General features: G+C 61.1%; 10 protein-coding genes. 3 read left to right on the top strand and 7 right to left on the bottom strand.

Translation table 11 applies throughout. The features are described 5' to 3' along the window. Positions 1 to 225: 225 nt before the first annotated feature. A complete protein-coding gene (locus tag ACM110_RS21375; protein ID WP_416129352.1) occupies positions 226 to 834 on the bottom strand; it encodes a lytic transglycosylase domain-containing protein in 609 nt (202 codons plus the stop codon). A 205-nt stretch (positions 835 to 1,039) separates the two neighbouring features. On the opposite strand from ACM110_RS21375, the gene gspG reads away from it, so the two are divergent. From gspG to ACM110_RS21360, 3 genes are all read left to right on the top strand, one after another. Then, positions 1,040 to 1,474, top strand: coding sequence for a type II secretion system major pseudopilin GspG (gspG, locus tag ACM110_RS21370; RefSeq protein ID WP_416129351.1), 435 nt, complete (start codon positions 1,040 to 1,042; stop codon positions 1,472 to 1,474). Between the two features lie 11 nt (positions 1,475 to 1,485). Then, the gene (locus ACM110_RS21365; RefSeq protein ID WP_416129350.1) at positions 1,486 to 2,673 is read left to right on the top strand and encodes a type II secretion system F family protein; all 1,188 of its coding nucleotides are present in this window, start codon (positions 1,486 to 1,488) and stop codon (positions 2,671 to 2,673) included. Positions 2,674 to 2,824: 151 nt separating this feature from the next. Further along, positions 2,825 to 3,418 (top strand): hypothetical protein, encoded by a 594-nt coding sequence (locus ACM110_RS21360; protein WP_416129349.1) that lies wholly within the window; start codon positions 2,825 to 2,827, stop codon positions 3,416 to 3,418. Positions 3,419 to 3,546: 128 nt separating this feature from the next. Here ACM110_RS21360 and ACM110_RS21355 read toward each other — a convergent pair whose 3' ends face one another. The 6 genes from ACM110_RS21355 to ACM110_RS21330 all read right to left on the bottom strand — a co-directional run bounded on the left by ACM110_RS21355 (position 3,547) and on the right by ACM110_RS21330 (position 13,626). After that, complete coding sequence (locus ACM110_RS21355; RefSeq protein ID WP_416129348.1) at positions 3,547 to 4,443, bottom strand: LysR family transcriptional regulator; 897 nt, start codon at positions 4,441 to 4,443, stop codon at positions 3,547 to 3,549. Between the two features lie 184 nt (positions 4,444 to 4,627). Beyond that, positions 4,628 to 5,254 (bottom strand): isochorismate family cysteine hydrolase YcaC, encoded by a 627-nt coding sequence (gene ycaC / locus ACM110_RS21350; RefSeq protein WP_338585977.1) that lies wholly within the window; start codon positions 5,252 to 5,254, stop codon positions 4,628 to 4,630. 69 nt (positions 5,255 to 5,323) lie between these two features. Then, a complete protein-coding gene (locus ACM110_RS21345) occupies positions 5,324 to 7,162 on the bottom strand; it encodes an amidohydrolase (RefSeq protein WP_416129347.1) in 1,839 nt (612 codons plus the stop codon). Next, a complete protein-coding gene (locus tag ACM110_RS21340) occupies positions 7,159 to 7,770 on the bottom strand; it encodes an antibiotic biosynthesis monooxygenase (RefSeq protein WP_416129346.1) in 612 nt (203 codons plus the stop codon). The genes ACM110_RS21345 and ACM110_RS21340 overlap by 4 nt, the downstream gene beginning before the upstream one ends. A gap of 463 nt (positions 7,771 to 8,233) precedes the next feature. Further along, entirely contained in the window at positions 8,234 to 11,902 is a 3,669-nt protein-coding gene (locus tag ACM110_RS21335) for a translocation/assembly module TamB domain-containing protein (protein ID WP_416129345.1), read from the bottom strand. Beyond that, positions 11,899 to 13,626 (bottom strand): autotransporter assembly complex protein TamA, encoded by a 1,728-nt coding sequence (locus tag ACM110_RS21330; RefSeq protein ID WP_416129344.1) that lies wholly within the window; start codon positions 13,624 to 13,626, stop codon positions 11,899 to 11,901. The genes ACM110_RS21335 and ACM110_RS21330 overlap by 4 nt, the downstream gene beginning before the upstream one ends. Between the last annotated feature and the right edge of the window lie 59 nt (positions 13,627 to 13,685).

The raw sequence follows: 13,685 nt of genomic DNA, 5'->3' as shown, positions 1-13,685 counted from the left end.
TTTTTCCCCACTTTTTTGCCCGAACCGTCTGTAGCAGCTGCCGAGCAACGCGAGGCTGCGTTAGACGGCGAAGCCGTCGTGAAATCAGGCAATGCGGTGGGACAGAAAAAATCGTCTTCAGGGTTGGCGACTGCTTCGCACTCGAACGCAGCCTCGCAGGCTCGGCAGCTGCTACAGCGGGGCCACCATGCCCCAATGTTGGGGAAACCCGCCCCGGGGTTTCGATCACAGCGGGGCATCCGCCGCCAGCCCCTGCAAACGCCGGTATTGGCGTAAAACGCTGGGTACATAACGCTGGGTTTCGGCGAACGGCGGGATCACGCCGCCACGGCTGAGTACCGCTTGCGGCCCGGCGTTGTAGGCCGCCACGGCGAGGGCGATGTCGTTGTCGAACATCGTCATCAGGCGTTTGAGATAGCGGGCGCCGCCCTGGATATTGGCCTTGGGGTCGTAGACGTCTTTGACGCCCATCTCGCGGGCGGTGTCAGGCATCAATTGCATCAAGCCACCGGCGCCTTTGGGCGATACGGCGCTGGCGTTGTAGCTGGACTCGGTCTGGATCACCGCGTGCAACAGCGCCGCCGGCAACTGGTTGTCGGTGGCGGCTTTGGATACCAGCTCGGCATAGGGTCGCGCGGCGATCATCTGCGGCTGTTGGTCGAGGCTGACCACGGTCGCCTCGGCCTCACGAATCACCCGTTCATATTGGCGACCGGGGCGGTGGACGTTGGACAGGACGAAGTTGCCCTTGGCGTCCACGGAAACGAATACATCGGCTTGAACGACGCCGGCCAGCAGCATCAAGCCGAGCATTCCTGTGGTGAGAGTTTTCATAGCTCTGTCTCCCCTGCCCGGCCCCGAAAAATGGGGGTAATGCCCCAATGGCCGGTCGTTTATCAGCCATACGCAAGCACTGTGCCGAAAGCGCGAGAGGCCGTAATACGGGGGTTGCAGGAGGACGGCAAAAGCTTGATGAGCATTTGCATGGCAATTGCATAGGCCTTTGTTGCGACCCTTCTGCCGACTGTGTGAGGTCATCATGAAACAGCGACTGCATTTCGCCCCGCGTCCTCAACGCGGGTTCACATTGCTTGAATTGTTGGTGGTGCTGGTGGTGCTGGGGCTGTTGGCCGGCATCGTGGCGCCGAAGTATTTTGCGCAACTGGGCCGGTCCGAAGTGAAAGTGGCCAAGGCGCAAATAGAAGGCCTGGGCAAAGCCCTGGACCTGTATCGCCTGGAAGTCGGCCATTACCCGTCGACCGAACAGGGCTTGCAGGCGCTGGTCACCGCACCGAGCGACGAAACCCGTTGGACCGGCCCGTACTTGCAGAAAAAGCTGCCGCAAGATCCGTGGGGCCGTAACTACACCTACCGCTATCCCGGCGAAAACGGCGAGTACGACCTGTTGTCGATGGGCAAGGATGGCCAGCCCGGCGGCGAAGGCGAAAACGCCGAAGTCACCAGTTGGCAATGACGGTGGCGACCATGCGGTTTCACCTCAAAGCAGTCGGCAAGGCCGGTGTGGTGTCGATGACCGTCGAAGCACCGGGCCATAGTGAAGCCCGGCGCATCGCCGAGGACCAGGGCCTGCGGGTGGTCAGCCTGCACGCCGAGCGGCACTGGCGGGCGTTGCGCCTCAAGCAGCGCGAAACCTTCAACCTGGTGTTGTTCAGCCAGGAACTAACCACGTTGCTCAACGCCGGCCTGCCGTTGATCGACGCGCTGGAAAGCCTCGCGGAAAAAGAATCGGCGCCACAGGCCCGCAAAACCCTGAGCGAACTGGTGCGCCTGCTGTATGAAGGCAAATCCTTCTCCCAGGCCTTGAGCCAGTTGTCGGCGGTGTTTCCTCCGCTGTACGTGGCGCTGGTGCAGTCCAGCGAGAAAACCGGCGCGGTAGGCGAAGCTTTGGGTCGCTACGTCAGCTATCGCCAGCGCATGGACGAGGTTCGGCAGAAGATCGTCAGCGCCTCGATCTACCCGATGCTGTTGCTGGTGGTGGGCGGCGGCGTGGTGTTGTTCCTGATGGGTTATGTGGTGCCGCGCTTCAGCCTGGTATTCGAAGGGCTGGGGTCGAACCTGCCGTGGCTGTCGCAGATCCTGATGACCAGCGGCATGTTCCTGCACGCCCACCAGGGCGAATTCTTCGGTGCCTTCATGGCCATCATCGTCGCCCTCGCCCTGCTCCAGCGACAACCGTCGTTCCGCCGTGGAGTGGATCGCCTGATCGAAAAACTCCCGGCGGTGCACCAGCGCATCTTCATGTACGAACTGGCGCGCTTCTACCGTTCGCTGGGGATTCTGCTGCAAGGCGGCATTCCCCTCGTCACCGCCATGGGCATGGTCCGCAACCTGCTGACGCCCGCCTCCCGCGTACGCCTGGACCAGGCCTGCGAACGGGTGCGCGAGGGACAATCGTTGTCGACCGCGCTGGAACTCAATCATCTGGTGACCCCGGTGTCCCTGCGTTTGCTGCGGGCCGGCGAACAGTCCGGCAACCTCGGGCAGATGATGGAGCGCAGCGCCGACTTCTACGACGAAGAAATCAGCCGCTGGATCGAATGGTTCGTACGGCTGTTCGAACCATTGCTGATGACCTTCATCGGCCTGCTGATCGGGGTGATCGTGATCCTGATGTACATCCCGATTTTCGAACTCGCTTCAAGCATCCACTGACCCTCCGGAACGGGGTCTCACGGCACGCTGCGGTGTTTTTTTCAACTTTCGACTGAATAAAGCCGGACGTTGACGTGTTCACCCACTGAATACAGCAGCAAGTTGCAATGTTCATCAACGTTCCAAGCTGAACAAAAAGACGGAGAACGACATGCACATCAACAAGCTTTTACTGGCAGTAGCTATTGGCGCGGTCTTGTCGGCGTCTACCGTATTGATCCCGGACAGCCTGTCCGGTGTATCGAGTGCACAGGCGAGAGATGGTGGTAGTGGCGGCGGCGGAGGTGGTGGCCACGGTGGCGGTGGCGGTGGCGGTGGCGGTGGCGGCGGCGGCGGCGGCGGCGGCGGCGGCGGCGGCGGCGGCGGCGGCCATGGTGGCGGCGGCAATGGCGGCGGTCACGGTGGCAGTGGTGGTGGCGGTAACGGCGGTGGCGGCGGTAACGGCGGCGGTGGCAATGGCGGCAGCAGCGGCAGTGGTCACGGTGGCAACAGCGCTGGCAGCGGTCACAGCGGCAGCGACCATGCGTCGGGACACTCCGGCAGCACAGCCTCCAATTCCGGACGCAGCGGCACTCATTCCGAACCGGGTGACGATCATGGTGTACACCGTTCGGGTGATGACAATGGCGTGCATCGCTCAGGCGAAATCGGCGATGACCACGGTGTTCATCAGGCCGGGGAAATCGGTGATGATCGCGGGCTGCATGCGGCTGGTGAGCCAGGCGATGACAAACGCATCAACTGACTTGCACTAAACCTTGTAGGAGCAAAGCTTGCTCGCGATGACGGAGTGTCAGTCAACATCACTGTTGAATGGACCACCGCAATCGCGAGCAAGCTTTGCTCCTACAGGGGATGTTGCGAATTGCCGATCTACGATTCACCCTTCGCCTGATCCAGCCGCTCCCGCAAAAACCCGATCAACGCCTGCACCGGTCGCGATGACTGGCGATGCTGCGGATACACCGCCGACAGCGTCAGCGGCTCCGGACGAAACGCGTCCAGCACCGGCACCAACCTGCCATCCTTCAACGCCGAACCGACGATGAACGTTGGCAAGTAAGTAATGCCCATCCCGGCAATCGCCGCGTCCCTGAGCAACTCACCATTGTTGACCCGCATCCGCCCGGTGACATTGACGGCCAGCGGCTTGCCCTGCCCCGTGAAACGCCATTGCATCTGACGACCGTGGCCGTACGGCAGGCAGTCATGGCTGAGCAAGTCTTCAGGTTTGACCGGCGTACCACGTTCCGCCAGATAAGCCGGGCTCGCGCAATACACGCGTTCGATCGAAGCGATGCGGCGGGCGATCAATGTCGAATCTTCGAGGGTGCCGATGCGCAAGGCCAGGTCGTAGCCTTCACCGAGCAGGTCTACCGGGCGATCGCTCAAGTCCACTTCGACGGTGACGTCGCGGTAGCGCTGCAAAAAAACGGGTAGCAGGCAGCCCAGATGCGCCAATGCAAACGACAGCGGCGCGCTGACGCGAATGGTGCCGCGCGGCTCGGTGGTCTGGCCGGCGATGCCCTGCTCCACTTGCTCGACTTCGCTGAGCAGGCGCAGGGCTGATTCGTAGTAACTCTGCCCGAGCGGCGTGACGTCCAGGCGTCGGGTCGAGCGATTAAGCAGACGCACGCCGAGGCGCTCTTCAAGCTGCATCAGGCGTCGGCTGACGAATTGCTTGGACAGGCCCAGTTGATCGGCGGCGGCGGTGAAGCTGCCGGAATCCATCACCTGGCAAAAAATACGCATGTCTTCGAACGGGTTCATTGTCACGCCTTGGTTGACGGTCAAATGCGTTATAGCGGTTTTTACCCTTTTCAGCACTCCATCATCCTGGATAGCAAAAGATCGCAGCCTGCGGCAGCTCCTACGTTGGAATGCGTTTCCCTGTAGGAGCTGGCGCAGGCTGCGATCTTTTCAAGGGTGCCGGCCGAAGCCGACAGCCGAACACTTACTTGGCGGTAAACGTGGTGTAGCTGTTGATCAGGTTGCGGTAGTTCGGAATGCGCTCGGACAACAGGTTGGCCAGGCCTTCCATATCGTTGCGCCAGTCGCCTTGCAGCTCGCAGGCCACGGAGAACCAGTTCAGCAGTTGTGCACCGGCAGCCGACATGCGCGCCCATGCAGCTTGCTGCACGGTGGTGTTGAAGGTGCCGGAAGCATCGGTCACGACGAACACGTCAAAACCTTCGGCTAACGCCGACAGGGTCGGGAATGCCACGCACACGTCAGTCACCACACCGGCGATGATCAATTGCTTGCGACCGGTGGCCTTTACCGCTTTGACGAAGTCGGCGTTGTCCCAGGCGTTGATCTGGCCGGGGCGGGCAATGAACGGCGCGTCCGGGAACTGCGCCTTGAGCTCCGGCACGATCGGGCCGTTCGGACCGCTGTCGAAACTGGTGGTGAGGATGGTCGGCAGTTCGAAGAACTTGGCGATGTCACCCAGCGCCAGCACGTTGTTCTTGAATTCGTTGGGCGAGAAATCCTGCACCAGCGAGATCAGGCCGGTCTGGTGATCGACCAGCAGCACCACTGCATCGTCTTTGTTCAGGCGCTTGTAAGGAACGTTGCTCATGTGAAACTCCTTGGTGGATGGTTGTGACTTGAGGCGCTGACGCTGACCGCCAGGGCTTTTTTGTATTCGTCAGAAGGCAAAGCACGAGCAGCCGAAGGCGCCCCAGAAACCGGCGAAATCGCTGACCGGCGCATTCGACAGACGCGCCCGCTCATGGCTGTGGGAGTGCACCGCGCACGGCCCGCTGCACTGGTGAACCTGCGCCTGCAACGGTGCGTTCGGCCGCCAGTGTCCCGGCACTTTCGCCACCGGCGACCAGTCCGGTAGCACCGGTACGCTGGCCGGCCCGAGTTTTTCGAAGTCACCGGCGGCGTACACCACCTTGCCGCCGACCACGGTCAACACCGACTCGATCCACTTGATCGCATCTTCATCGACACTGAAAAAGTCCGCGCTCAACGCCGCGACGTCGGCCAGTTGCCCGACCTTGATCTGGCCCTTCTTGCCCTGCTCGGACGAGAACCAGGCGCTGCCATGAGTGAACAGTTCGAGCGCGGTTTGCCGCGACAAACCTTCGGCATGCAACTCCATGCCGCCAACGGTGCGACCGCTGACCATCCAGTACAGCGAGGTCCACGGGTTGTAACTCGATACCCGCGTGGCATCGGTGCCCGCGCCTACCGGCACGCCTTCGGCGAGCATGCGTTTGATCGGCGGCGTCGCCTCGGCGGCTTTCGCGCCATAGCGCTCGACGAAGTACTCGCCCTGGAACGCCATGCGATCCTGAATCGCGATGCCGCCGCCCAACGCCCTCACCCGCTCGATGTTCTGCGGGGTGATGGTTTCGGCGTGGTCGAAAAACCACGGCAGGCCATTGAACGGAATGTCCCGATTGACCTTCTCGAACACGTCGAGCATGCGGCTGATGGATTCGTTGTAAGTGGCGTGCAAACGGAACGGCCAGCGCTGTTCGACGAGGTGGCGCACCACCGGCTCCAGTTCGTCCTCCATGCTTTGCGGCAGGTCCGGGCGCGGCTCCAGGAAGTCCTCGAAATCCGCCGCCGAGAACACCAGCATTTCCCCGGCGCCGTTGTGCCGCAGGTAATCGTCGCCCTGATGCAACTTCACACTGCCGGTCCAGTTCTTGAAGTCGCTCAGCTCTTCCTTGGGTTTCTGGGTGAACAGGTTGTAGGCGATGCGCACGGTCAATTGCTCATCCTTGGCCAACTGTTCGATCACCTGATAGTCGTCCGGATAATTCTGGAAACCGCCGCCGGCATCGATGGCGCTGGTCAGGCCCAGACGATTGAGTTCGCGCATGAACTGGCGGGTCGAGTTGACCTGATACTCCAGCGGCAACTTCGGCCCCTTGGCCAGGGTCGAGTAGAGAATCATCGCGTTGGGTCGCGCCACCAGCATGCCGGTCGGATTGCCGTTGGCATCGCGAACGATTTCACCACCCGGCGGGTTCGGCGTATCGCGGGTATAACCGGCCACTCGCAGTGCGGCACGGTTGAGCAAGGCGCGGTCGTACAAGTGCAGGACGAACACCGGCGTGTCCGGTGCGGCCTGATTGAGTTCTTCGAGGGTCGGCATGCGCTTTTCGGCGAACTGGAATTCGTTCCAGCCACCGACTACCCGCACCCACTGCGGTGTCGGCGTGCGGTCGGCCTGGTCCTTGAGCATGCGCAGCGCATCGGCCAGCGACGGCACGCCTTCCCAACGCAATTCGAGGTTGTAGTTCAAACCGCCACGGATCAAGTGCAGGTGGGAGTCGTTGAGACCGGGAATCACGCAACGGCCCTTGAGGTCGATCACCTGCGAATTCGCGCCGCGCAATGCCATGGCTTCGGCATCGCTCCCCACCGCGACGAAACGACCCTCGCTGATCGCCACGGCGGTGGCGAACGGGTTCTCGCGGTCAACGGTATGAAATTGGCCATTGAACAGAATCAGATCGGCGTTCATCGCGTTTCCTTTGGCAAATGGGCGGCGGACAGCCAGGGTGCGAACAGACGCGTCGCCATGGGCATGAAGACATACACCACCGACAGCACTATGGTCAGGGTGATCAGGAACGTGGCGACCATGTAACTGGACAGGAAGGCATTGAGCCGCAGCAGCGGCCCCCAGATCAGCGGCACCAGCAGCGTGTGCGGCAAGATCACCAACAGCGTCACCACGGCCTGCTTCCAGCGCGGCGGTGGCGAGCCGTCCTCGGCCTGAGGCGAGAACCAGAACTCGTTGACCGGATTAACCTCGGTCTGGTCGCCATCGGCGAGCATCGGCGCAGCTTCGTCGACCAACGCCTGGCGTTGCGGCGAATCGAGCCAACGCTGCATCGCCTCGGTAGAACAAAAGCGTAGCACGCAGGTGTACATGTCGAGGCCGGCGCTTTTGCCGCGCACCACATCTACCCCCAAGTGACCGACGTTCTGCCCGGCGACTTTGACGATGTTGCGCAACCACGCTTCGTAAGGCACTTCAAAACCGGCCTTGACCCGATGCTTGACGATCAGGGTCACGACTTCATCAGCCCCAGGGCTGGTCGATTCAAGTGAATTGGAATCAGACATCACGCAAGGCTCCGGCGAAACGAGCATTGAGAATGCCGGGACCCAGCGAGAAAAAATTGAATGTACGTGCTCTTTTTTGCGTGCGTATTGGGTTCTGGCTACGACGTAGATTCCTGTAGGAGCGAGCCTGCTCGCGATGGATATCAACGATAACGTGCCCTATCTGAATGATCGCGTTGTCCGGACGTTTTTCGCGAGCAGGCTCGCTCCTACAGTTGGTTTGGGTACATCTGGAAGAGACTGGTTGGCAGGGAGGCCGACATCGCCCGCAGGCTGGCTCCCACAGGGGGAAGGCGTACACTCAAGCTCTTCACCACTCAGTAGGCCGAGCGTTAGCTCGCCTGCAGCTTTTGATCTTGATCCACCCGCCCCTTCGAAACGAAGGACCACCGAGCCTTAGCGAGGGGCCGGACGAAACCATAAGCCGCTGTTACCGCAGAAACGGATATGTACTCAGAAGCCCCTAAAAATCACGCTTATAAAAAATATCCAGCGAACTGGCCACGCCACCCGCGGCTTCGAGGTAAACCTTTTTGCTCAGCTTGTAACGCAAGGCAATGGTATTGGCCGGCTCAAAAACCCCGACGCCATACCGCAAACTGAGCTTCTCCGAAAGATTGCCACTGGCCACAACGCTGGTGGCATTGCCGCTGCCTTGGGTATCGAGCTGGAAATCCTCGATCCCCAGATTCTTGGCCAGACCGCCCGTCACCCCGGAACTGCCCATCAAGCCCAAACCAAGCGCCGCTTGGGCGAGCATGTTGTTGTCCTCACCGTTGGTGCTCAGCGGACGCCCCAGCACCAGATAGGACAACGCCTGCTCCTGACTCATGGCCGGCTCGGAGAAAATCTGCGTAGTCGGCTGCTCGGCGCTGCCGCTCAAGCGAATGCCAGCGATCACATCGTCAGTCTGGCGAATGGCTTCGATGTCCAGATACGGCTGGTCGATGGGACCTGCGAACAGCAACCGCGCCCGTCGCACCGTAAGCCGTTGGCCATAGGCGCGATAACGACCGTCGTTGAGCCATAGCTCACCGCGAGTGTCCATGTTGTCGCCGATGTGCACATGCCCCTTCACGTTCGCGGTCAGGCCGAACCCGGCGAAACTAAGTTTTTCCTCGCCGACCACCACATCAATGTCCATTTTCATGGCCAGTGGTGGTTTGCCTTCTTCGGTCTGCTGGCCGACGATCACCGTGTCATCGGAAACCTTGACCGTTGATGGCGGCAATTCGCGGATGGTGATGTCGCCCTTGGGCACCTGCACTTTGCCGGCGATGGCCAGCTCGTCGCCCTTCATCGAGATTTTCAGGTCCGGCGCCACTTCGACCTTGGCGTACGGTTCGACACTGACCGGCAACTGCGAGCCTTTGAGCACCAGATCCACCACCAGCGCCTGGCCCCAGGCAATGTTGCCGTTCAAGCTGCCCTGCCCGGTCTTGCCGCTTTTCCAGCCGCCGTTGATCTGAACGGTTTCACCGGCGATGACTGCCTGCAACTGCAAGGCTTCGATCTCCATCGGCAACTCGGGGCCGGACACTTCGCCGTCGCTGAGTTGCAGACTGCCGTTGACCTGCGGCGCCAATAGCCCACCGGAAATCGTGCCGCTGCCATTCAAACGTCCGGTCAGCTTCTCGACCATCGGCACGAACGGCCGTGCCACCGACAGATCCAGACCACTCAAGCGGAAGGAACCGGTCAGCGGTTTGTTCTTCGGCAACGGGTTGATCTGCGCCTGCACCATCAGTTCGCCGAGCTTGCCGCCGACGAAACTGAGGTCGGTGTCGATGCGCTTTGGCGTGAGCTTGCTGGTGAGTTTCAGGGTCTGGTAAGGGAAGTCCAGCCACTGGTCTTTCTCCTTCACACGCAATGTGCCACCGCTGGCATCGATGCTGACTACGCCGTTCGGGCCACTGGCGGGCAAGTCCAGTTGCACGTCGGCGTTGAGTCGACCCTGCCAGGCGAAATCCTTCGGTAGCCACTGCGCGAGGCTGTCGATCGGGAATTGCTTGAGGTGGTAACGCAGCTTCGGCTCTGGCATCAGGCGTTGGTCTTCACCACACAAACTGGCCGGACCGGACGCCCAGCAATGGGCGCCGAAGTTGATTTTGCCATCCGCCAGCCGTTCCAGTTTTGCCGGACCTTGCAGTTTCCAGTCCTGGCCCCCGGCCTGGATATCGCCGCTGGCCAGACGTCCGCGCCAGTTGCCTTTATCCAGCGCTCCGTCGAGGCCAAGCGCGAGTTTGAGCTTCGGCCCTTGCAGGTCGAGGTTGAGTTTCTGGTTCTTGATGTCGCCCTGTCCGCTGGCGGTCAACGTGCCCAGCGAGGTGTCGCCCGCCTGGATGCCGCTGCCCTTGAGGTCGATTTTCGCCCGTTGCGCGCTGTCGAGGGTCGCGTCGAGGTTGAGGCTTTGCAGGCGATTGTCCTGGAACGCCAACTGCGTGCCTTGCAACCCGAGCTTGCCTTGCGGTGCCTTGAGCGTACCGGCGACGTCGACCCGGCCATTGATCTGCCCGCGCAGTTGCGGCCAGAGCTGGGCCAGGCGCAGCAGCTTGATATCGATCTGCCCACTGAGTTTCTGTTGCAGGCTGCCCTTGCCGTTGATGCTGTTGTCACCGAGCCGAATCTGTAGGGCGTTGAGATTCCATTGCTCACCAGCGCCGTCGGCCTTGGCCTGCAAAATCGCTGGTTGGCCGCGCAGTTTGCCCTTCAGATCAAGGTCGGCAGCGAGGCTGAGTTTTTCATTCTTCAGCTCGCCCTTGCTGCGCAACGGTCCAGCGAGGGTGCCCGGCAGTTCCGCGACCCAGTACGCCGGGTTGATCGCCGAAAGATCCAGCGCGGTGTCCCAGGCGATGCCATCGGCGAATTGCAGGTTCAAATGCCCTTCGGCCTTGCCTTGCCCGGCCACCAGTTGAATTTGTTGTAGATAGATTTTCGTCAGGTCGCCAGCGAAAGGGCTGGTCAGGGTGAACGCACCGGCCGGGCCGTCCAGCGCCGCGTTGAAGTGGCCGAGGTATTTGCTGTCGGTGTAGGAAACTTCACCGGTGAAGCTGCGCAGGGCCACTTCCGGTTCGTCGATTAATGGATAGAGGCTGTGCCACGGGAAGTCCAGCCAATCGATTTTCGCCTCGGCGCTCAGGCCTTTGCTCCAGTCCACCTGCCCGTTGAGCTTGAGGCTTTGCTTGTCGTTGGCGGTCAGGTCCAGCGCGGCGATCTGCGCGCCATTGGCGCCGACCTTGCCTTGCACCGCCAGCGCGACCGGGCCTTTTTCCCCAGGCAAATTGGCCTTGCCGAGCAACTGATAACCGTTTTTCAGATCGCCCGCGCCGGTGAGTTCCAGTTGATTGAGTTGCAGGGTGTCCGGCAGATCGGCGCTGGGCTTGAAGCCGTCAGCGGTGATGCGCACCTTGGCCGGCAGGTTTTCCGCCAGCGGTTGCAATTCGCCAGTCAGTTGCCCGGTGAGATAGCCGCTGCTGTCGGCTTTCAGGTTCAGGGTTTTCAGCAGGTCGCCGTCAATCTTCAACGCCAATGTCCAAGGCGCGGGAGTCGACAGGGTCAATTGGCCCTCAGCGGTGAGCGGCCAGTTTCCACCGGGTTGCAGACGCCCCGACAGACTCAGGCTCAGATCGTCACGCTGCAATTTCACCGAGTCGATCTGCATGCCCTGTTCTGTCCAGTGCGCCGCCAGTTGCAAACCCTTGAGCTGTTCACTGCCGTTGAACAGCAGGCTGCCGACCTTGATGTCCCCCAGTTCAAGCGCCACCGGCAACTTCAAGTCTGGAAGACTGATCGGCCCACTGCTTTCCTCCTCCGCACCGGGCGGGAATTGCAGGCTGACCTGTTCCGCTTGCAATTGATCGATGCACAAGGTCATACGCGTCAGGCACAGCGGCGACCAGGCGAAGATGACTTTGCTCAGCTCAACGCGGCTGGTGTCTTGCTGCCACAGCACGCGGTCGGCACTCCATTGCCCGCCCAGGCGACCCTGAAAATTGTCCAGGCTCAGACCCGGCACAAAGCCCAGTACCCAACGGCTACCCGTCGCCGTGCCGAGCACCGTGGCCAGCGTCACGACCAGCAACATCAACAGTGCCGCAATCGCCAGCAGCGTTACTTTCAAACCGCGTTTCAAAGCTCAGGCCCCATGGAAAAGTGCAAGCGAATGCCACCATCGTCGTCCAGCGCATGGGCCAGGTCGAGGCGGATCGGCCCTACCGGCGAAACCCAGCGCACGCCGATACCGACCCCGGTCTTGAGGTTCGGCAGTTCGAGTGTATTGAAGGAGTTGCCCTGATCGACGAAGGTCGCGACCCGCCACTTTTCAGCGACGGAGTATTGGTACTCGACGCTGCCGGCGACCATGTAGCGGCCACCGATGCGGTCACCTTCGTTGTTTTCCGGAGACAGGCTCTGATAATCGTAGCCGCGCACGCTCTGGTCGCCACCGGCGAAGAAGCGCAGCGACGGCGGCACCGATTTATAGCCGTTGGTGGCGCTGCCGCCGACCTGCACCCGTCCGAGGAAACGGTGCTTGTCGAACACCGTGGTCAAGCCTTTGACCAGTGCCGTGCCGTACAACAGGTTGTTGTCCGAGCCCAAACCTTCCTTGGCCACTTTGCTTTCGAATTGCAGGCGATAGCCGTTGTGCGGGTCGATGCGGTTGTCGCTTTTCAGGTACGAATAACTCACGCCGGGCATCAACAAGGTACTGAGCCCGGAGTCGTCGCCGAGCCGGTATTCCTCACGTTGCCACTTGAGCGAGACCACCCGCTGCCAACCGCTGGGCAACTTGCTGTGCCATTCCGGACCGATGGTCAGCAGCTTGCTGAGGCTGTCCTTGTCGGCGATTTCCTCTTTCTGATAGCCCCCGGCGAAACGCAGTTTGTCGGTCAGCGGCGGGTCCAGCGGAATGTCGTAGAACAGCCCGACGTTTTGCCGTGGCGCCGAAATTTCCGTCTCCCAGCCATAGCTGTGGCCCTGCGGGTTGACCCAATGCCGGGTCCAGTTGGCCTTGATCCGTGGGCCGACGTCAGTGGAGTACCCCAAACCCAAACCCATGGTCCGTGGCTTGCGGGTTTCCAGTTTGACGTCCACCGGGATCACATCGTCCTTGGACGCTGTCGGCGCGGCATCCACCCGCACACCCTCGAAATAGCCGCTCGATTGCAGCGCCTGATTGAGTTCGGCGATCAGTTCGGAGTCGTATGGCGTGCCGGCCTTGAACGGCACCATGCGTTGCAGCAGGTCTTCGTCGAACGGCGTGTCGCCTTCAAACTTGACCTTGCCCAGTGAGTAGCGTGGGCCGCTGTCGTAGATCAACTCGATATCGGCCACGCCGGCACGCGGGTCGACCGACAGTTTGGAACGGGTGAAATGGCCGCTGAAAAAGCCGTAGCGCGAAGCCTGGTTCTGGATCAACCGCTTGGCATCGTCGTACTGACCATGATTGAGCACCGCGCCGGTTTGCAGCGCATGGCTCTTGGGCACACGAAAGGATTTGAGCGAGGCCGCCGGGCCATCGATGCGGATAGTGACGTTGCGCAAATGCACCGGCTCGCCGGGCACGATATTGAGGATCAGGTGCGGCGTCTTGCCACCCGTCACGTTGCTGTCGATTTGCGGCTGGTAGTAACCCAAGGCCTGGGCGGCCTTGCGCGCCTGTTCCTCGGCGCCACGGCTGAAGCGCAACAACGCCTCTTCGTCACGATCGCCGAGACTGCCGATATAGCCCTCTATATTGGCTTTGAGTTCATCGTTGGACGGTTTGATCCGCACATCCAATTCACTTTGCGCCAGTGCCGCGCAGCTGCTGATCAGCATGAGCACGCCACTGGTAATTCTTCCTGGAAACTTCATAGGCGCGGATGCTATCACGGGCACGGGAGCGTGATAGAGCCTGGCACGCAAGGAAAGTT

It is taken from the genome of Pseudomonas sp. NFX98, assembly GCF_047784845.1.
Lineage (GTDB): Bacteria > Pseudomonadota > Gammaproteobacteria > Pseudomonadales > Pseudomonadaceae > Aquipseudomonas.
This window is presented reverse-complemented; position numbering and strand designations above follow the sequence as displayed.

Excerpts from the sequence above, each read along its gene's own strand:
- ACM110_RS21330 (WP_416129344.1), bottom strand. The coding sequence starts at position 13,626 with ATGAAGTTTCCAGGAAGAATTACCAGTGGCGTGCTCATGCTGATCAGC.
- ACM110_RS21355 (WP_416129348.1), bottom strand. The coding sequence starts at position 4,443 with ATGAACCCGTTCGAAGACATGCGTATTTTTTGCCAGGTGATGGATTCC.
- ACM110_RS21375 (WP_416129352.1), bottom strand. The coding sequence starts at position 834 with ATGAAAACTCTCACCACAGGAATGCTCGGCTTGATGCTGCTGGCCGGC.
- ACM110_RS21360 (WP_416129349.1), top strand. The coding sequence starts at position 2,825 with ATGCACATCAACAAGCTTTTACTGGCAGTAGCTATTGGCGCGGTCTTG.
- ycaC (WP_338585977.1), bottom strand. The coding sequence starts at position 5,254 with ATGAGCAACGTTCCTTACAAGCGCCTGAACAAAGACGATGCAGTGGTG.
- ACM110_RS21340 (WP_416129346.1), bottom strand. The coding sequence starts at position 7,770 with ATGTCTGATTCCAATTCACTTGAATCGACCAGCCCTGGGGCTGATGAA.
- gspG (WP_416129351.1), top strand. The coding sequence starts at position 1,040 with ATGAAACAGCGACTGCATTTCGCCCCGCGTCCTCAACGCGGGTTCACA.
- ACM110_RS21365 (WP_416129350.1), top strand. The coding sequence starts at position 1,486 with ATGCGGTTTCACCTCAAAGCAGTCGGCAAGGCCGGTGTGGTGTCGATG.
- ACM110_RS21345 (WP_416129347.1), bottom strand. The coding sequence starts at position 7,162 with ATGAACGCCGATCTGATTCTGTTCAATGGCCAATTTCATACCGTTGAC.